Here is a 17,654-nt window from a genome sequence, read left to right as displayed (position 1 = left end):
CCACTGGAACCTCGTCATGACCCGACTCCCTCGCGCTGGCCGATTTTTCTCCGCAGGTCCTTCAGCAGGCTTGTCCGCACGCGTGGCGCGGCTGGCAAGCGGCACGCTGCTGCTGGCTTTATGCGGCACGTTCGCCACGTCTGGCGGCGTAGCGGCCGCCGCCACCGCTGCGCCGCTCGACGTCTCGATCGTCTACCTCGGCAACCCTGGCGACGCGGGCTGGACCCACGCGCATGACCTCGGCATCGGCGCGGCGGAAAAACAGCTTGGCTCGCAGATCAAGGTGACGCGAATCGACGACGTCCCCGAAAACGCAGACGCGGCGCGCGTGTTCCGCGATCGCGCCGCGAAGGGCGACAAGATCGTGATCGGCACCTCGTTCGGTTACATGGACTCGATGATGAAGGTCGCGCACGACTATCCGGACACGGTATTCCTGCATTGCTCCGGCTACAAGAGCGCGCCTAACCTGGGCAACTTCAACGGCAAGGTGTATGAGTCCGCCTATCTGGCGGGGGTGGTCGCCGGTTACGTGTCGAAGTCGCATACGCTCGGCTTTGTCGGCTCGGTACCGATTCCCGAAGTGGTTCGCAATATCGACGCGTTCGCGCTCGGCGCAAAGTCGGTCGCGCCGCAGACGACCGTGAAGGTGGTGTGGGTCAATAGCTGGTTCGATCCGGGCAAGGAGCGGCAGGCCGCTGAAACCCTGATCGGTCTCGGCGCCGATGTGCTGATGCAGAACACCGATTCGACCGCGACAATGGCCGTCGCCGAACAGCACAAGGTGCACGCATTCGGTTGGGATTCGGATATGAGCCAGTGGGGACCGCATGCGCATCTCGGGTCGGTCGCGTATGACTGGGGCATCTATTACAGCAAGGTGATCGACCAGGTGAAACGCGGCACGTGGACCAACCAGCCGGTGTACTGGGGCGTGAAGGAGGGCATTACCGACCTCGTCCATGTGAACACGTCGGCGGTGCCGGCGGACGCGCAGCGTGCGCTCGCCGAGAAGCGCGCGGCGCTGGTGGCCGGCAGGCTCGATCCGTTTGCGGGTCCGCTGAAGGATCAGAGCGGCAAGCTGCGAGTGCCCGCGGGCACCGTGCTGTCCGCCGACGATACGAACCGGATAAACTGGTTTGTCGACGGCGTGCAGGGCAGCGTCGCGCAATAACGGAGCGCTGGCTATGAGTGAGGCAACGGTAGTGGGCGCGGTGGGCGCAGTGGACGCAGTGGCCACGGACGACGCGATGCGTGATCCGGTCGTGTGGAATGACTGGCATCCGGTGGCGGCGCTCGATTCGTTCGATTCGTTCGATTCGCTCGATGCGTTCGACCCGCCGGGCGCGTCACCGGCGGTGTTGACTACGCGGCTGCTAGGCGTCGATATCGGCGTTGGCGTCGAGCGCCGCAGCGAGCCTCGCCGAGCCGGTGTGAATCTCAGCCACAGTGCGCCGGAACAGTATCGCGTATGGCGGCTCGACACACTCACTGCCTGCCGTGCACACGCGCGTTACGGCGTGCTGTGGGTCTGTCTCGGCGAACCGCGCCGCGATCTGCTCGCGATTCCCGAGGCCGACGAACCCGATCGCCGCCTGCTGCACGCGGGGGCGTTCCGCGTGCATGTGAGCGGTTTGCGCGCGGTCGAAAACTTCCTCGACATGGGGCATTTTCCGTTCGTGCATACCGGTTATCTCGGCGTTGAACCGTACACGGAAGTCGCGCCCTATCGCATCGAGCGCGACGAGATCAACGACGAGCTGTACGCGCACGACTGCCGCTTCTATCAGCCGCGCGCAGCCATGACCGCAGGTGCCGCGCTCGACGTTCAGTATGTGTATCGCGTCGCGCGTCCGTATTGCGCGATTCTGTACAAGACGTGCCCGCCACAACCCGAACGCTTCGACGTGATCGCGTTGTTCGTGCAACCGGTCGACGAAGACTGGTGCATCGCGCACACCGTGATGAGCTATCTCGACGACGCCAGCAGCGATGACGAATTGCGCGGCTTCCAGCAAACCATCTTCGCGCAGGACATCAAGATCCTGGTGAACCAGGTGCCCAGGCGTTTGCCGCTCGGCACGGATATCGAACATCCGGTGCGGGCCGATGCGATGTCGGTCGCGTATCGCCGCTGGTTGTCGGCCCAGCACATTACTTATGGAACCACTCATGGCCGATAACAGCTCGATCGAATCCGGCTGGTTTGCGCTGTGCGATGTCGATCAACTGGGTGAGCGCGCGATCTATCACACCGAACTGTCCGGCAATGAACTCGTGGTGTGGCGAGCGCAAGACGGTGCCATCAACGTGTGGGAAAACCGTTGTCCGCATCGCGGCGTGCGGCTGTCGATGGGACATCATCGCGGCGACGCGTTGCAATGTCAGTATCACGGCTGGCAATTCGGTTCGGGTGACGGCGCGTGCCGCTTCGTGCCTGCGCATCCCGATGCGGCGCCGCCGGCGGTGTCGGTGAAGAGGTGGCCGGTTGAAGTGCGGCATGGTTTTGTGTGGACCGCGCTGGCGAAACCGGATGAAGGATTGCCACCGTTCACGCCCGTCCATGAACTCGACAACGAAGTGGACGTGAGTCAGCAGATTCGCTTGCGCACGGTCGCTATCGATGCGTGCAGCGAAACCGTCCAACGTGCGCTTGCCGGGTATGAATTCGACCATGTCACGCTCGACCCGTGGAGCAACACCGGTTGCGTTGCGTTCGATGCAGGCCCCCACGCGGTCGTTGTTACGCAACTGGACGATGCGCAGCAAGGTGTGGTGTTTCTGGTGCAGCCCACGCGTGAAGGGCGAACCTGTTTGCATGGTGTCGCGCTTGGGGTGTCGGCGCGCAATGGTAGCGAGAGACTGGCTGTCCAGCGGCATCATCAACAGCGTCTTAACGCGCTGCGCGATGCGCTGGAAAAGCAGGTTGAGCCACCCTGCAGTGACACTGTGACGAGTCAGCCAACGCCTTCGATTCCTGCGGCGCTTCTAAGCGAAAAGCCGGTTTTCTTCCAGCCGGCGGCATCCAGACCCGTGTCTCCCGCTCGACCATTGACAGCGGGTTTCGTGATTTCCGCCACGGCAGACGAGGTCGAAGATCACGCGTTCACGGTACATCTGGCGCGTAGTGAAAAAACGCTGACCGTGCCCGCCAACGCAAACCTGCTGCAAACCTTGCGAGACCATCACGTCGACGTGCCGACTTCCTGCGAGCAGGGCGTCTGCGGTACATGCCGTACACGCGTGCTGGAAGGAACGCCGCTGCATCGCGACGACTTCCTGACACCGCAGGAACGCGCCGCCGGTGACTGCATGCTGGTGTGCGTGTCGCGTGCGGCCGGCGCAGCGCTGACCCTGGATCTGTGAGGCCGCGATGCTCAAACTTTACGACGACGAGTTGTGCGGAGAAAGCTACAAGGTCCGGCTGATGCTCGGCCTGCTCGATGTGGAATACGAGAGGGTACGTATCGAGCTTTATCCGTCGAAACAGAACCGCACACGCCGCTTTCTCGCGATGAATCCCCTCGGCACCTTACCGGTGCTCGACGCCGACGGAGTACTGCTGCACGGTGCGCACGCCATTCTCGTGTACGTTGCGCGACGCTATGCAGGGAACCGCGAGAAACACCTGCACTGGTTGCCTTCAGACGATCCGCTGCAATTCGCGCAGATTCAGATGTGGCTCGATTTCGCTGCGCAATTAAGCGGCGTGGTGTTTGCAGCGCGGGCACGGGTACTGCAGGGCGCGCAATCGCGAGACCCGAAGCCGTCTCACGAAGCGAGGAAAGAAGCCAGACAGCGGCTACGAATCCTCGACGAAACCTGCTGGTTCAACGAAGCGTCGGGCACGCCATTCGTCTGCGGGACTTCAGCGCCGACGATCGCCGACGTCGCGTGTTTCGTGCCGGTCGCGTTGCTCGACGAAGCGGAGATCGAATCGATCGACTATCCGGCGCTGTCACGCTGGAGCACGCGACTCAAGCGTGTCGAAGGATTCACTACGATGGCCGGCGTCTACGCTGCGGTTTGAAAAAACGCCGCGCAGACCCGGTCCGCGAGTTCATTTGAAATAGCCCACCGCCAGATCGATGAACTCGCGCACTTTGCGCGGCACGAACTCCCGGCTCGGATAAACCAGCGACACAGCGACATCGCCATTGAGCACCGCATAGTCGCCGAGCACGCGTTGCAGCGTGCCGGCCTGCAATTCGTCGGCGACCATTTCGAGCGGCAGCAACGCAATCCCCATCGCACCCAGCGCCGCCTGCTTCTGCATGATCATGCTGTTCACGGTGAACGACGCATCCAGCGCGATGCTTTCGTCGCCGCCCGAGTCTTTGCTGAACACCCACGTGTGCGGACTGGTGTCGAGCGGCGCGGCAATCACGCGGTGCCGCGCCAGATCGGCGGGTAGGTGCGGATGGCTGGCCTGCGCGAGATATGCGGGCGCCGCCACCGGCACTGCATGCGAGTTGATCAGCCGACGCACCACTAGCGATTCCGAGCGGATCATGTGCTCGGTCACGATGCCCACATCGAAGCCGCCCTCCAGCAGATCGACCCGTTTTTCGGTCAGCGTGACCCGCAGATTTACTTGCGGAAAGCGGGTCTGATAGTCGGCGAATAGCGGGGTGAGGCGAAACAGCGAGAAGCTGCCGAGTGCCACGATGCGCAGATCGCCCGCGACTTCCTTCGACGTGGTGGTCGCACGCATCTCGACTTCTTCGAGCTCGGCGAGCAGGACCCGGCAGCCGCCGGCGTAGTCGGCGCCGGCTTCAGTCAGTACGACCTTGCGCGTGGTGCGCTGGAACAGGCGGATGCCGAGATGCTGTTCGAGGCTCGATACATGGCGCGTCACGACCGACGTCGACACCCCGAGATTCGCGGCGGCCTGCGCGAAGCTGCCCGCGTCGGCGACCTTGACGAAAGCCTGCATGGCCTGGAAGAGATTGATCATGTGAAAGAAAAAACGTGTTCGTTATGGCCGATGACGTGAAACGCGCATTGCGCGGCAGGGCTTGCGGCGCCGCTGCCCAAGCAGCGTGGCGGGCGATCCGGGTGTCAACTCAGTGCTCGATCAGGTCTTCGACGCATACGCCATCGCGCGCGACGATCCGTCCATGCGCGACCACCAGCTTGCGCGGCGGCCTCGCGACGAGCGCGTGCGCCAGCGTATCGGCGGCGACCAGCACGAGGTCGGCGCGCGCGCCCTGGTGTAAGCCGTATTCGCTGAAGCCGCAGGCGTGGGCGGCGACGCTGCTCACGCAGTCGAACGCGAGCGCCAGATCGTCGTCGCGACGCAGGCCGTAGCGCATCGCGATCAGCATCGCGCGTTCGAGCATGTCCGGTGAGCCGTAAGGCGTCCATGTGTCGCGAATCCCGTCGTTGCCGCCAAACAGCGTGACGCCTCTTTGCAGGCAAGCTTTGAGCGGCGGCACGGGGGTGGATGACGGCGCGGTGGTCAGCAGCGCCACGCGCAGATCGGCGAGGCGCTCCAGCAGCGCATCGCGTGCAGGCTCGGGCAGCGCGCCCAGACAGAACGCGTGACTCACCACCACGCGGCCCTGCATGCCGAGCGCCTCGACGCGGTCGAGCAGAAGTCCCAGCGTGAACGCGCCCAGTTCGCCCGGCTCGTGCAGATGGATGTCGATCGGCTTGTCGTAGCGCTGCGCGAGCTCGAAACTCAGGTTGAGCGACGCCACCGGGTCGCCGTCGATCAAGGCCGGATCGAGCGCGCCGAGCACGTCGGCGCCCGCCTGCAACGCACGGGCGAGCAGCGCGTCGGTGCCCGGACGGCGCAGCACCCCGGATTGCGGAAACGCGACGATCTGCATGTCGAGCACGTCGCGCAACGCATCGCGCGTTGCCAGCACACCGTCCAGATAGCGCAGGCCAGCGTCGGTGTCGATATCCACATGGGTCCGCAGGCGCGTCGTGCCCGCCTGCAGGAACGCGCGAGCCAGCGCGAGCGATTGCGCGCCCGCATCGTGGCCGCTTTCGGCGCGGTAGCGTCGCTCGTTCTCGATCCGGTCGGTCAGCTTCGGTCCGACCTCGTTGCGATACCAGTCCATCCCCCACAGGGTTTTGTCCAGATGCGTATGGCCTTCGACGAAACCCGGCAGCAGCAATGCACCCGCGCCGTCCTCGACGGTCACACCCGGCTCGCGCGGCAGGTTGGGGCCGATCGCGGCGATCCGCCCAGCGGCGATCGACACATCGACGCAGCCATCGGCGCGCGGGCCCGCATGCGGGCGGACATTCGTGATGAGCCAGGTGTTCGTCATGCGGCTTGTCTCCTTATGGACTTCGCAGTTTGACGGCCACGAACAGAGACTAACGGCCGGCACTGCATTGGTCTGTTGAATAATTCACGTGACCCCTTTTTCAGCGAAACGAAAGCGGGCAGCGACGTGCGGGTGAATTGTACTTCGTGGGTCATCCGCGTCCTTTCACCTGGGTTGACCCCGTACAGGGCGCCAGACCCTGTAGAAATTGCGCGGAACTCACGCCGGACACTCAAGTTTCGGATGCTGATGCCGTTGACATAAGCTAATTACATTCTGGAACCTCGCCGTGCAACTCGCTTACAGTAACGACCGTCTGGCCAGTCGAATGGCAGTTGATTCGTCCGCCTCTGGTGAACCTGAAGTGGAGTCGTCTGTCATCGAGTGGCTGTTACATGACGATCAGGTGATGCGCGAGTGCTTTATTCACGCGGCGGAAATTCTCAAGAGCGTGACCGGCGCGGCCATCACCGCGATTACGCTGCTCGACGAGGAGTATCAGCACTATCGCGCCGAGGTCGGCATGTCGATGCCGCTGGTGACGCGGGCCCGATCGCTGGCCGACTATGCGGTGCGTGACGCCGAGCTGTTCGTGATCGAAGATGCGCACGACGACAGCCGGTTTCGCGAATGCATGCTGGTGAAGCGCTACCCGTTCGTGCGCTTTTACGCGGCGATCGCGCTGCGCGCGCCGAATGGCGAGATCGTCGGCGCGTTGTGCGCGATGGATCCCTCGCCCGGCAAGCTCGACGCCGGGCAGCGCGGCGTGTTCTACCACCTGCGCGCCATGATCGAGAACGATCTGAAGATGCGCACGGCCACGGCAATCGACCCGCTCACGCAGTTGTACAACCGCCGTTTCCTGCTGGAGACCATTGCGCGCCGCTGGAAAGAGGCGCAGGAAGGCGAGGTGATGGGCTCTGTGGTGGTCGACGTCGACTGGTTCAAGCAATACAACGACACCTACGGCCACCCGGCGGGCGATCACTGTCTGCGCGCGGTCGCGTCGGTGATGCAGGCGGCGGCCGATGGCGAGCGCATCGTCGTCGGACGCATGGGCGGTGAAGAGTTTGGGCTGCTGGTGCTGCGAGCGGAGTCCGCGGATCTCGCCGACACCCTCAACGCGCTGCGCCAGGGAGTCGAGGATCTGGCGATCGAACATCGCGCGTCGCCGCTCGGCGTGGTGACGGTGAGCGTGGGGGCATCGCTGACGCGCATCACGGAGTCGCCGCGGCCCGCGCATCGTGACGGGTTTGCGAGCGCGGATAGTGCGCTGTATCGCTCGAAACATCGCGGCCGGAATCTGGTGACGATGGCATGAAGTGCGAGTCCCGCCATCAGGCATCCTGACGATTCGCGTAGCAACCCGTTTGCGTGGCCGGCGATGACTCGGCCCTGTTTGCCGTAGCGTGCGAGTCGGCACGGTCCGGCAACGAGGTTGAAAGTCGCGGCCTGTTTGCGCGCGCGCTCAGGCAAACGACAGCGCTGCAGGTATTTACGACCTGGACCCAATGCGTGAGAAGCGGCGATGGGTGTCCATCGCACCCGCCTGGATCGTTCTTTGCTCGCGCGTAAGGTTTCCTTAAGAACTTGCTGTTTAGATAGTTGCAGTGAGTCGAAGTCAGCGCTGCAGGGCGTGAAAGGAGACAGGAAACGCCTGCTTCCGGTACGTGCAACGAAACGGCAGAAAACAACAACGATGCCCCGAGAACCCAAAGCACGCAGCAAATCCGGCCAGCAGGCCGAGGCATTTTTCAGATCAACCTATCTGATGGAATTGGCCCGGGGCAGTTCGTTCATTGCCAGCACGCTGACACCGGTGACGCAGCGCAACGCCATTGCCGAGGTATTGCGCGAATTTCGCCTGCAGCACGGCGCGGACAATGCGTTGATGTTTCGCGATCTGCTGGCGGAAAGTCTGGAGAAACGCGGCCATCCGCTGGCGGCGCAGGCGGTGCTGAAGTTCGATTTCCAATAGCGGGATCCAGCAGCAGGGCCGCCGCGACCCGCCAGCGCCTGACGCGCACATCTCAACTTGCGATCAGCTTCAACCCCGCCGGCAGCGACTCGCCGAACACACGTCCTTCGTCGGCGTTATCGAGTTCCACGTTTTCGCTGACCATTGTGATCCACGCGCGCGGTGCGTTGGACGCTTCGAGCCGTCGCAGCACCGTGTGACGCAAATCGTCGGCGAGATCGCGTGAGCGGTCGCCGGTCATCCGCGCAATCTGCACGGCGGCAAATGCGGCGGGATCGACCTTCTTCCAGTCGAGCGCGAGGATCGCGTTCAACCACCGACCGGCAATCTCCGGTGGCACGACGCTATGCGCGCTGCCGTAGAAAGGCCGCCGCGCGCCAATGCGCCCAACCGCCCACCAGCTTTGATGATTCTCAGCCGGCTTTTTCAGCCGCGTCAGCACCGCCTCGCCGAGTTCGATTTTGCGTTCGACCGGAATGCGTTCGAGCGACGCACTGAGGCGCAGCATATCGGCGAGACCGCTTTTGGCAACGTCGAACGGCAGCTTGTGACGCGATTGCGCTGCCGTTTGCAGATAGGCCATTGCATCGAGCACACGCAATTGCGAGCTTTCGTCGAGACCCCCTGCCGCGCGGCGCCATAGCGTCCACCATTCGGACCAGACCTGGCTGTCGTTGACATACTGAATGCCGTCGTCGAATAGCGACCACAGTTGCTCGACCCGCCATTCGTCCAACGGATAGCCGAAACCGGGGCGTACGCAATAGCCGGCCAGATTGAGCCACAGCCGTTCGTGATCCGCCGAACGCCGGCGACGGCGCGCACGTTCCCACAGCGCGCCGAACAGTTCGCGCAGCAACGCGCTGTTCCAGGTGTCGCGTGGTCCGAGCAACTGTTCGAGTTGTGCACGCAGACGTTTGACTTCTTTCGGGTCGATCTTTTGCGCGCGTGAGCCGAAGCAGCGGTCGATCTGTTCGAGCGCAGCATCCAGCGACGGGTGTTGTGCTGCGGTGGGGTCATCGGTCGACAAATCCACTTGCGGATTGTCACCGCGCAACTGGAATTCGAGCAGCCAGCGTTGCGCGGGATTGTCGAGTTCGATGCAGTGCACGTCGAGCGTGCCCACTTCAGTCAGCGATGTGGCGATCTGCACCCGGGTTTCCGAGCGCGCGGCGCGTTCGCGGTGCGCTTGCACGACGGTGGCGATCGGCGGCAGGCGGATAAAGTCGCTGCCGGTGAGATCGACCAGTTCTCCGGGTTGATAAACCGTGTCCGCACTGGATGACACCAGGTGAAAGCGCACCGGATGCCCGAGGCGCAGCGCGAACGTGCGATCCGCGATCAGGATTTCGTGGCCTTCTTCGGTGCCGCGCGGCAGCAGGCAAATCCCGCGGGGTGCGGCTTCGGCGTCCTGCCCGGTGTCCTGCTTACGCTCGCCGGTTTCGTCGAGTACGAGAAAGTAACTGCGTGGCGAGCCGCCGCCGATTTTCGGCGCATTGCCCGCGCGCGCCAGCGAGTAGGCCACCGCGCCACGCGCAACCGCGACGTCGGGGTTGTCGTTATGCAGCACGTTGAGCGCTTCGCCGCGCCACTCGCCGAGCGTATCGGCGAGGCGTCGGGTGAGGGCGTCGGCACGGAATACGCCGCCGTTGAGCAGCAATGTGTCCGGGATCGGTAATGAGCCGCCATCGCCAGCGCCAGCGCCGTTGCCGTCGCTGGACGCGGCGGGCGCATCAGGCAGGCCCAGCGCCTTACGTGATTGCGCGGCGAAACGGCTCAGGAATGCTGCGATATGACGCGTGACGGCGGCGTCGGTCGCATAGGGCAAGCCGAATTCGACAATCGCGCCACGCGGTCTGCCCGGCCGTTCGTTCGGCGCCACCTTCGGAAAGAAGCCGTCGACGATCACCCGCTCGACTTCGTCGCGCGTGACCTGCGCCGTGCGTGCGCCGCCGATCAGCTTCGAGCCTGCGCCAAGCAGTGTGATCGACGCGGAATCAGGCGCTTGCGGCCCGAGCAGTTGTTCCTTGGCGCCACGGCAGCGCTCGACCAGTTGCGACAGACTCGCCGCCGACAGACGCGTACGCCCGTCGCTACCCGGCAGTCGCGCTTCGACCAGATGCGCGAGCGCGAGATCCATGTTGTCGCCACCCAGCATCAGATGATTGCCGACGCCGATGCGCGTGAGTTGCGGCTGACCAGCGCCGCTGTCCGGGCCGACTTCGATCAACGTGAGGTCGGTGGTGCCGCCGCCCACGTCGCAGATCAGCACGAGGCGCGTGTGCGCGAGTTCGTCCGCGAGCCGCTCGCGGTGATGAAACAGCCAGTCGTAGAACGCGGCCTGCGGTTCTTCCAGCAGGCGCAAGGTAGTCAGGCCGGCCATGCGCGCCGCTTCGACGGTGAGCGCGCGAGCGCCTTCGTCGAAAGAAGCGGGGACGGTGAGCACCACGTCCTGATGTTCGAGCAGTGCGTCGGGGAACTGCTGGTTCCACGCCGCGCGCACGTGCGCGAGATAGCTCGCGCTGGCTTCGACCGGCGAGACTTTGCGGACGTCGTCGGCGGCGCCCCACGGGAGGATGGGGGCGACGCGATCAACGGACGCATGCGACAACCAACTCTTCGCACTTGCAACTAACCGTCCGGGAACCTGAGCCCCGAGCAAGCGCGCAAGGCGCCCGACCACGACCGGTTGCGGTTGCGCGAACGCTGGCGCTTTAGCGTCAGCGTTGTCAGCAGCAGACCCCGTCCACGGCAATTGCAGATCGCCCTCGCTTAGCTCGCCGTCGGCCGGCTGATACCGCACCGAGGGCAGCAGCGGCCGCGCGGCGACCTCGCCGGGACTCACCAGTTGTTCGATCGGGAACACGCGAATCGGCGGCGAACCGCCGTCCGCCGTCGACCCGGTCTGCGCGTACGCCAGCACCGTGTTGCTGGTGCCAAGGTCGATCCCGACGCTGTACCGCTTCATCTCAGTCATGCATTCGCGTTGCCGCGAACGTCGAACTCGACCTTCCAGCGCTCGTCGGAGCCGCGCGGGATCGCTTCGAGTTCGAGCGTGCCCGCTTCGGTCACGCGCGCATGCAGCTTCACCGGCACGACCTCACCGGCCGTGCGTCCGGAGGCGGGCAGCGTGGCCTGGATTTCCTCCAGTTCCTGCAACTCCTCCGGGCCCCAGAAGTCGAGCAGCGTGCCCACCTGATCCTGTCGACGCACCGACGATCCGAAGAAACGGAAGTGCACCGGCTCGCCGACCACGAGGCCGAACTCCTGCGCGGGCAAGTCGGCGTCGGTGCCTTCTTCCATGCCGAACGGCGCGACGCACAGCGCCTGGATCGGCGGTTCGAGGCCGGGCACGGCGGGCATCGCCGACTCGATCGCGATGTAGTACGCGCGCGCGGTGCCGCCGCGAATCCGCACGCCCTGGCCGCGTCGCACGTAGCCGTAGTAGGCGGCGCCACGCGCGACCGCGAGATCGAGGTCCGCGCCTTCGAGCAGGCGGGCCGGCGCTGCGTTTTCCGCCGTGAGCCAGTGGTTCAGCGTGCTCATGATCCGCTCGACCAGCAGCGCCGACTTGAACACCCCGCCGTTGAACAGCACGACGGTGGGGTGCAGGAAGGTGGCGCCTTCGGCGGCTTGATCGCGCAGACCCTCGAGCTCGGCCAGCGCGCCGACCTGACGTCCGAGAAACGCCGCCAGATGACGGGTGATGCCCGCATCCTGCGCGTACGGCAGACCAAGTTGCGTCAGACCGGCCCGCGCGCGCGTCACCGGACGCGCTGCGCTGTCCACCTGCGGGAAGAAGCCTTCGAGAATCGTCTGCGTCAGCTCGGCGCGCGTGAGTTCGGTGCGGATCGATCCGCCGATCAGCTTCGAGCCGCGGCTCGGCACCACGAGCGGCACGGTGTCGGTGGCTGGGTCGCTCAGCAGCGTCTCTTTCGCGGAGCGGCACGCGTAGGTGAGGGCGCGCAACTGCCACGCGTCGGCCTGAGTGCCCTGGGCCGCGAGCTTGCGGGCGACCACGTGCGCGAGCGCGAGGTCCATGTTGTCGCCGCCGAGCAGAATATGTTCGCCGACCGCGATGCGATGGAGTTCGAGATTGCCGTCGCGTTCGATCACGGCGATCAGCGAGAGGTCGGTCGTGCCGCCGCCCACGTCGACCACGAGGATGATGTCGCCGAGCTTGACCTGTTTGCGCCACTGGCCGTCGCTCTTCTGGATCCAGCTATACAACGCGGCTTGCGGCTCTTCGAGCAGCGTCATGCGGCCGTAGCCGGCGGCTTCCGCGGCTTCGGCGGTCAGTTCGCGCGCGGCTGGATCGAATGACGCGGGGATCGTCACCGTGATGTCCTGCTGGCTGAACGGCGCGTCCGGATGCGCGTGATCCCACGCTTCGCGCAGGTGCGTCAGATAGCGCACCGAGCTTTCGAGCGGCGACACGCGTGCCACCTCGGGCGGTGCGTCGTTCGGCAGAATCGCGGCGCGCCGGTCGACGCCCGGGTGGCACAGCCAGCTTTTCGCGCTCGACACCAGCCGGATCGGCGTGGCCGCGCCGCGGCTGCGGGCGAACTCGCCGACCGCGAACTGGCGCTCGCCGGTCCACGGCAGGTGCAGGTCGCCGGCAGCGAGTTCGTCGGGGTGCGGCAGATAGAGGAATGACGGCAGCAGATCGAGGTAGTCGACCGCGCCCGCGCCAGTGAGTTGCGCGATGGGCAGCACCTGTTGCGCAGTTTTTTCGCCGTCGCTCACGCTCGTGTCCACATAGGACAGCGCGCAGTGTGTGGTGCCGAGGTCGATACCGATCGAATAACGGGCGTCGCTCACAGTTCCACCTCCGCCGGAGCGATCACTTTCGCGTTGTGGCTGTCCGTCAGTTTCGGCAGACGCACTTCGTCGACGCGCCAGCCGCGATGGCTGATGCTGCCATTGAACGGCGCCTTGCCGACCACATTGCCGGTCAGGCGGATCGAACTTGCGTCGAAGCCTTCGGCCAGCGTCACGCGGCTGCCTTCGGCTTCGTCGCGCACCGGACGGATCGTGAAGTGCTCGCGCAACGTGGCGCGGCAGCCTTCGTGAACGAGGCGTGCGGCGGCGCCGATGTCGGCGTCGCTGTAGTTCTTGATGTCTTCTTCGACGAAGTCGATCAGACGTGCGTCGCGTTGCAGCAGGCCGAGCAATTGCAGCGCGGCGTCCGGCGTGGCCTCTTTCAGCACAGGTGCGGGCTGCGGGGCCGGAGCCGGAGCAGCAGCGGGCGCCGGTGTGGGTGCCGGTGCGGGCGCTGGGGCTGCAGCGCCGTTACGCAGACGCAACACGTCGGCGGCGAATTTACCATCGCCGAGGATGCTGAAAAACGTGCCCACGGCAAGCGAAATCCTGCCGAGGAAGGATGGGTTCGAATCGGTCATCAATGCTCCTGAGGTGCTCTGTTAAAGGACGAGCTGTCCTGGCTGCGCCGCCCGTCACGGGCCGCCGGCCCATGTCAGGGCGGGGTGCGGCCGTTATCGGGCGGGTTGTCGAAGGCCGGGGGCATGCCTGCCGCCGACGCGTGATGCATCCGGTGTCGCGCGCGTCGCAGGACGCGCAAACCCGTATTTTGCCTTGTGACGCGCCCGGGGCGGCCAAAACCGGGCATTCTAGCGGGCAATGGGGCGAGATTGGCGGTTTGTGGGGCGGGGCGGCGGGCGAGGGTGCGGGTTGTTGCGCTCGCTGTTGCGCAGGTTGCGCAGGTTTCGCCGGGTCTGGAAGGGATACCCTGGTTTACCGCTGGCGACAGACGCACGGGGGGCGAGCTCTATCGGCGTGACAGGAATGGAGCGTTCAAGCCCGGGCGCCTGGGCACCGGTCCATGTCCGAAAGCGGATCGACGGCCACGCGGGCAGTTCAGAACGACGTGCCGATCTGGAACTGGAAGACCTGATACTGATCCGTCGCGTGCCGGATGATCGGGAAACCGACCGACAATTTGAGCGGCCCAATCGGCGAAATCCATTCGAGACCCGCGCCATAGCTGTAGCGCAAGCCGTTGGCCCCGGTGCTGTCGCCCTCGCTGCCCCACACGTTGCCCGCATCGACGAAGCTGAACACCCGCAGCGTGCGGTCCCAGCCGGTGCCGGGCAGCGGCACCGTCATTTCGACGTTCGCGACGACCATCCGCGAGCCGCCAATCGGGTCGCCGGTCGTCGTATCGCGCGGGCCGAGCGAACTCGGCTCGTAGCCTCGCACTGAACCGATCCCTCCCGCGTAATAGTTCTTGAAGATCGGATACGCCTTGCCCGCAAAGCCATTGCCGTAACCGCCCTGAAGATTCAGGCCAAGAATGAAGCCACGTGCGAACGAGTAGTAATACTGCGCCTGAAGATCGCCCTTGTAGTACTCGGTGTCGCCGGCAGGGGTGCCGACTTCGGCGTTGGCCTGCAGGAAATAGCCGCGGCTCGGCACGAGTGCGCTGTCGCGATTGTCACGTGCCCAGCCTGCGGTCAGCGGCACGTTATTCACGACGTGGCCGAATTCGGAAACGTAGTCCAGGTAACTTTGCGGCGTCGTCGAGTCCGTCGAAATGCGGTTCTGTTCGACCCCCATGCCGAGATAGACCGTATCGGCTTCGGAAAACGGAATGCCGAACTTCAGGTCCGCGCCGATCGTGAGAATCCGGAAGCTCGTGTCGGAGTTGTAATAGAGCGGGTAGGTGGTGCGGTAATAAGCTTCGGTAATCCGCTTGATCCCGTCGACGGTGAAGTACGGATCGGTCTGCGTCACCGTCAACGTGCGATAGGTTTTGGCCGTGTTGACGTTCAGCGCGAGACTCGTGCCGGAGCCGAACACGTTGTCCTGCGAAATGCCCGCCGACAACACCACCTTGTCCGTCGACGAAAAGCCCGCGCCTAATGTAATTGCACCGGTCGGCTTTTCGCTTACTTTGACGTCGATGTCCACCTGGTCCGGCGTGCCTTCCACGGGCACGGTGGTCACGTCCACGTCGGTGAAATAGCCGAGACGGTTGATCCGGTCTTTCGACAACGCGAGCCGGTTCGAATCGAACCACGAGCTTTCGAGCTGACGCATTTCGCGGCGGATCACTTCGTCTCGCGTCCGCGAGTTGCCGACCACGTTGATATGTCGCACATACACGCGGCGGCTTGGGTCGACCTGCAGCGTCAGATCGACCGTGTGATGCTGCTGATCGATCTGCGGCTGCGCGTTGACGGTCGCGAATGCGTAGCCGTATTCACCGAGCTTGTCGACGATCGCCTTGGTGGTGGCTTGCAGCTTTTCCGCGGAGAAGCGGTCCCCGGCCTTGACCTTGACGAGCTTGTTCAACTCCGCTTCGCGATCGAGCAGATTACCGGCCAGCCTGATCGACGAAATCGTGTACGGCTCGCCTTCGTGCAGCGAGATCGTCAGGTACATCTCTTTCTTGTCAGGTGTTAGCGACACCTGCGTCGAATCGATATTGAACTCGAGATAGCCGCGATTCAGGTAATACGAGCGGACGTTTTCGAGGTCGCCGGTGAGCTTGTCTTTCGCATACAGATCGTTCTTCGTGTACCACGAGAACCAGTTCGGCGTGGACAGTTGCATTTCGTCGAGCAAGGTGGCGCTGGTGAACGCCCGATTACCGATCAAGTTGATCTGACGGATCTTCGCGCTCGGACCTTCGGCCACCGAGAAGAGAATCGCCACCCGATTACGGTCGATTGGCGTAATCGTCGTCGTGACTTCTGCGGCGTAATAGCCGCGCGTCAGGTATTGGCGCTTCAGTTCCTGCTCGGACTTGTCGACCAGCGCCTTGTCGTAGTACTGCCCTTGCGAGAGCCCTACCGATTTGAGCGCCTTGGTAAGGTTGTCCTTGTCGAACTCGTGGATGCCCGCAAAGTCGATCGTGCCGACTGCAGGACGCTCCTGAACATAGACGGTGACAACATTCCCTTCGGTCGAAATACGCACGTCGTTGAAAAAGCCCGTTGCGTAGAGCGCGCGAATTGCTTCGGAAGCCTTATCGGCACTGAATGTGTGTCCCTGTTTGATCGGCAGATACGCGAACAGCGTGCCCGGTTCAATCCGCTTCAGGCCTTCGATTCGAATGTCCTGTACGACGAAGGTCTCCGCGCCATGGGCCGACCCGGTCGCCAGCGTGATGCCGGCAAGCGAAAGCGCACCGGCGATCCGGTGGCCGGCAATCCGGCGGCCGGCAATCCGGTGGCCGGCGATCCGGTGGCCGGCAATCCGGCTGGTTAATACTTGTAATTTCATCTCAGGTATCAGTCCTGATGCGGCGCGCGCAGCGCAAACGGGAACGCCAGAAGGGGAGTCGCGTCTGTAAAACGAAGATCCCGAGGCTCTGGAAAGCGCGAAGTATAGGGACGGGTGTTCGTCCGCTCGTTACTGAAAACTTTCCGCCCATTAGGGTTGCTAATGGGCGCAGCGCGCTCATCAGCCTGTGCGCGGCGTTTGCGATGCACGACTCGAAATAAAGCGTTACAGAACCGGCGTCAGCGTAGTGCGCGTGTAACCGGCTCTTCTATGTGTACACGCCGTATCGCAATCAGAACTTCGTGCCGCTCTTCGATACCGCAACGGTTGACTTCGGGCTGACGGAGCTGTTCATGCCGAACAGCTTGGTCGGCAACGACAGAGTGTGGGACGCCAATCGCGTGACGGCTGCATTGAGCACGCGTCCGTAATGCAAGCGCAAATAGAAAAGCCGGACCCGTTCAGTGGTCCGGCTTTGATTCGACTGCAGCAGCATCGCTGCCCGTTGCTACGTCGTTACGACTTCTTCGGGTCCTTCGACGGCCTGGCTGCCGGTGCCGGCCTTGCCGGCGGCGCAGCGTGCGCGACAGGCATCATTGGAGCAGCGCCGGGGCGGGGCTGACCGTGTGCCGCCATAGAAGGAGCAGGGCCGCCATGCGCTCCCGGACCCGCCATCTGCGGGTGCCCGGCAATCGCGTGATCCGGCAGATGCCCTTGATGATTCGCCATCACCCGATGCAATTCGTCGCGGCGATGAAACACGTCGGCACGATGATCGCCACGCGCGTAGAAGTGACGATGCCGCACGCCATCCGGTCCGACGACCCAGAAATACGTGTTGCCGCCCGAAATGAAGACGTCGCGCTCGGCGACATTGGCGACATAGATATCGGTCGGCACAGGCTGATACGCCTCTTCGACCACGACGGCTGGCGCGGGTGCCGGCATCAGCGCCGTCGTGATCGTTGCATTGACCCGAGGATCGACAACGAGCTGGCCCTGCCCGTTGGTCGCGCATCCTGCCAGGACGCTGGCGCATGCAACCGAAGCCAATAGCGCTTTTGATAGCGTTTTCAATTTATTTCCCGTGTGTCTGATTATTTTTTGTCGAGCGACTTACTAATAACGGACACGGATCGGGGTTC

General features: G+C 63.9%; 13 protein-coding genes and 1 pseudogene. 7 read left to right on the top strand and 7 right to left on the bottom strand.

Annotated elements, in window-relative coordinates:
• Positions 1 to 16: 16 nt before the first annotated feature.
• Genes LMG28727_RS02705 through LMG28727_RS02690 form a run of 4 tightly spaced genes read left to right on the top strand, consistent with a single transcriptional unit; the run spans position 17 to position 4,030 of the window.
• The gene (locus LMG28727_RS02705; protein WP_201640751.1) at positions 17 to 1,174 is read left to right on the top strand and encodes a BMP family ABC transporter substrate-binding protein; all 1,158 of its coding nucleotides are present in this window, start codon (positions 17 to 19) and stop codon (positions 1,172 to 1,174) included.
• A 13-nt stretch (positions 1,175 to 1,187) separates the two neighbouring features.
• Positions 1,188 to 2,183, top strand: coding sequence for an aromatic ring-hydroxylating oxygenase subunit alpha (locus LMG28727_RS02700; RefSeq protein ID WP_201640750.1), 996 nt, complete (start codon positions 1,188 to 1,190; stop codon positions 2,181 to 2,183).
• The gene (locus LMG28727_RS02695) at positions 2,173 to 3,366 is read left to right on the top strand and encodes a Rieske 2Fe-2S domain-containing protein (protein ID WP_236591566.1); all 1,194 of its coding nucleotides are present in this window, start codon (positions 2,173 to 2,175) and stop codon (positions 3,364 to 3,366) included. The genes LMG28727_RS02700 and LMG28727_RS02695 overlap by 11 nt, the downstream gene beginning before the upstream one ends.
• 7 nt (positions 3,367 to 3,373) lie before the next feature.
• Positions 3,374 to 4,030 (top strand): glutathione S-transferase family protein, encoded by a 657-nt coding sequence (locus tag LMG28727_RS02690; RefSeq protein WP_201640749.1) that lies wholly within the window; start codon positions 3,374 to 3,376, stop codon positions 4,028 to 4,030.
• A gap of 30 nt (positions 4,031 to 4,060) precedes the next feature.
• Here LMG28727_RS02690 and LMG28727_RS02685 read toward each other — a convergent pair whose 3' ends face one another.
• Positions 4,061 to 4,957: a LysR family transcriptional regulator gene (locus LMG28727_RS02685; RefSeq protein ID WP_201640748.1), complete on the bottom strand. Its 897-nt coding sequence runs from the start codon at positions 4,955 to 4,957 to the stop codon at positions 4,061 to 4,063.
• A 109-nt stretch (positions 4,958 to 5,066) separates the two neighbouring features.
• Entirely contained in the window at positions 5,067 to 6,284 is a 1,218-nt protein-coding gene (locus tag LMG28727_RS02680) for an amidohydrolase family protein (protein WP_201640747.1), read from the bottom strand.
• Between the two features lie 328 nt (positions 6,285 to 6,612).
• On the opposite strand from LMG28727_RS02680, the gene LMG28727_RS02675 reads away from it, so the two are divergent.
• Together LMG28727_RS02675 and LMG28727_RS33960 are read left to right on the top strand one after the other, a co-directional pair.
• On the top strand, positions 6,613 to 7,605 hold the full coding sequence (locus tag LMG28727_RS02675) for a diguanylate cyclase (RefSeq protein ID WP_201640746.1): 993 nt from the start codon (positions 6,613 to 6,615) through the stop codon (positions 7,603 to 7,605).
• Positions 7,606 to 7,812: 207 nt separating this feature from the next.
• On the top strand, positions 7,813 to 8,262 hold the full coding sequence (locus LMG28727_RS33960; protein ID WP_236591565.1) for a hypothetical protein: 450 nt from the start codon (positions 7,813 to 7,815) through the stop codon (positions 8,260 to 8,262).
• Between the two features lie 52 nt (positions 8,263 to 8,314).
• Here LMG28727_RS33960 and LMG28727_RS02665 read toward each other — a convergent pair whose 3' ends face one another.
• From LMG28727_RS02665 to bamA, 4 genes are all read right to left on the bottom strand, one after another.
• Positions 8,315 to 11,239, bottom strand: a complete 2,925-nt coding sequence (locus tag LMG28727_RS02665) for an Hsp70 family protein (RefSeq protein WP_201640745.1) — start codon at positions 11,237 to 11,239, stop codon at positions 8,315 to 8,317.
• On the bottom strand, positions 11,236 to 13,083 hold the full coding sequence (locus tag LMG28727_RS02660) for an Hsp70 family protein (protein WP_201640744.1): 1,848 nt from the start codon (positions 13,081 to 13,083) through the stop codon (positions 11,236 to 11,238). The genes LMG28727_RS02665 and LMG28727_RS02660 overlap by 4 nt, the downstream gene beginning before the upstream one ends.
• A complete protein-coding gene (locus tag LMG28727_RS02655; RefSeq protein ID WP_201640743.1) occupies positions 13,080 to 13,664 on the bottom strand; it encodes a DUF2760 domain-containing protein in 585 nt (194 codons plus the stop codon). The genes LMG28727_RS02660 and LMG28727_RS02655 overlap by 4 nt, the downstream gene beginning before the upstream one ends.
• Positions 13,665 to 14,139: 475 nt before the next feature.
• Positions 14,140 to 16,509, bottom strand: coding sequence for an outer membrane protein assembly factor BamA (bamA, locus tag LMG28727_RS02650; protein ID WP_201640742.1), 2,370 nt, complete (start codon positions 16,507 to 16,509; stop codon positions 14,140 to 14,142).
• A 260-nt stretch (positions 16,510 to 16,769) separates the two neighbouring features.
• Between bamA and lptD the strand changes: the two are divergent.
• Positions 16,770 to 16,934: pseudogene (gene lptD, locus LMG28727_RS02645) on the top strand (LPS assembly protein LptD); the annotation flags it as partial.
• A gap of 91 nt (positions 16,935 to 17,025) precedes the next feature.
• Here lptD and LMG28727_RS02640 read toward each other — a convergent pair.
• Entirely contained in the window at positions 17,026 to 17,586 is a 561-nt protein-coding gene (locus LMG28727_RS02640) for a hypothetical protein (protein ID WP_236591564.1), read from the bottom strand.
• Positions 17,587 to 17,654 lie beyond the last annotated feature (68 nt).

Origin of the sequence: Paraburkholderia metrosideri (assembly GCF_904848625.1) — a bacterium.
Lineage (GTDB): Bacteria > Pseudomonadota > Gammaproteobacteria > Burkholderiales > Burkholderiaceae > Paraburkholderia > Paraburkholderia metrosideri.
The sequence above is the reverse complement of the archived record's forward strand: the minus strand, read 5'-3'. Positions and strand labels throughout refer to the sequence as shown.

Coding starts and splice junctions, on each gene's coding strand:
- LMG28727_RS02705 (WP_201640751.1), top strand. CDS start 17: ATGACCCGACTCCCTCGCGCTGGCCGATTTTTCTCCGCAGGTCCTTCA.
- LMG28727_RS02700 (WP_201640750.1), top strand. CDS start 1,188: ATGAGTGAGGCAACGGTAGTGGGCGCGGTGGGCGCAGTGGACGCAGTG.
- LMG28727_RS02695 (WP_236591566.1), top strand. CDS start 2,173: ATGGCCGATAACAGCTCGATCGAATCCGGCTGGTTTGCGCTGTGCGAT.
- LMG28727_RS02690 (WP_201640749.1), top strand. CDS start 3,374: ATGCTCAAACTTTACGACGACGAGTTGTGCGGAGAAAGCTACAAGGTC.
- LMG28727_RS02685 (WP_201640748.1), bottom strand. CDS start 4,957: ATGATCAATCTCTTCCAGGCCATGCAGGCTTTCGTCAAGGTCGCCGAC.
- LMG28727_RS02680 (WP_201640747.1), bottom strand. CDS start 6,284: ATGACGAACACCTGGCTCATCACGAATGTCCGCCCGCATGCGGGCCCG.
- LMG28727_RS02675 (WP_201640746.1), top strand. CDS start 6,613: ATGGCAGTTGATTCGTCCGCCTCTGGTGAACCTGAAGTGGAGTCGTCT.
- LMG28727_RS33960 (WP_236591565.1), top strand. CDS start 7,813: ATGGGTGTCCATCGCACCCGCCTGGATCGTTCTTTGCTCGCGCGTAAG.
- LMG28727_RS02665 (WP_201640745.1), bottom strand. CDS start 11,239: ATGACTGAGATGAAGCGGTACAGCGTCGGGATCGACCTTGGCACCAGC.
- LMG28727_RS02655 (WP_201640743.1), bottom strand. CDS start 13,664: ATGACCGATTCGAACCCATCCTTCCTCGGCAGGATTTCGCTTGCCGTG.
- bamA (WP_201640742.1), bottom strand. CDS start 16,509: ATGAAATTACAAGTATTAACCAGCCGGATTGCCGGCCACCGGATCGCC.